Source organism: Corynebacterium sp. MSK218 (genome assembly GCF_030232655.1).
In the GTDB taxonomy this organism is placed as follows: Bacteria; Actinomycetota; Actinomycetes; order Mycobacteriales; family Mycobacteriaceae; genus Corynebacterium.
On record NZ_JASPGN010000038.1, the window covers coordinates 1 to 563 of the forward strand.

The following is a 563-nucleotide window of genomic DNA, read 5'->3' on the forward strand; positions in this document are numbered from 1 at the left end:
ACGAACGTGGATGAGGCTAAACCGTGTGCATGTGATACTTGGTAGGGGTTGTGTGTGCGGTGTTGTGGGCCCCAATGTGCGGTGACTACCATCATCGTGCTTGTGTGTTGTTGTTAGGTGAAGTGGTGTGGAAACGCCGACCGTAGAGGGTGATAGTCCCGTAGTTGAAGGCTTCAATGCGCAAGTTGTTGGGTTGCCCGAGTAGCAGCGGGCTCGTGGAATCTGCTGTGAATCTGCCGGGACCACCCGGTAAGCCTAAATACTCAGTGTGACCGATAGTGTATTAGTACCGTGAGGGAATGGTGAAAAGTACCCCGGGAGGGGAGTGAAATAGTTCCTGAAACCGTGTGCTTACAATCCGTCAGAGCACTTTTTATAGTGTGATGGCGTGCCTTTTGAAGAATGAGCCTGCGAGTCAGCGGCATGTCGCGAGGTTAACCCGTGTGGGGTAGCCGTAGGGAAACCGAATCCTAATGGGGTGTTTTTAGTGGCATGTCCTGGACCCGAAGCGGGGTGATCTACCCATGGCCAGTGTGAAGCAATTGTAAGAGGTTGTGGAGGCG

The 563-nt window shown here is 53.1% G+C and carries 1 rRNA gene; it reads left to right on the plus strand.

Going from position 1 to position 563, the window contains the following annotated elements:
- Window positions 1-563, plus strand: a 23S ribosomal RNA gene (locus QP922_RS12830); the annotation flags it as partial.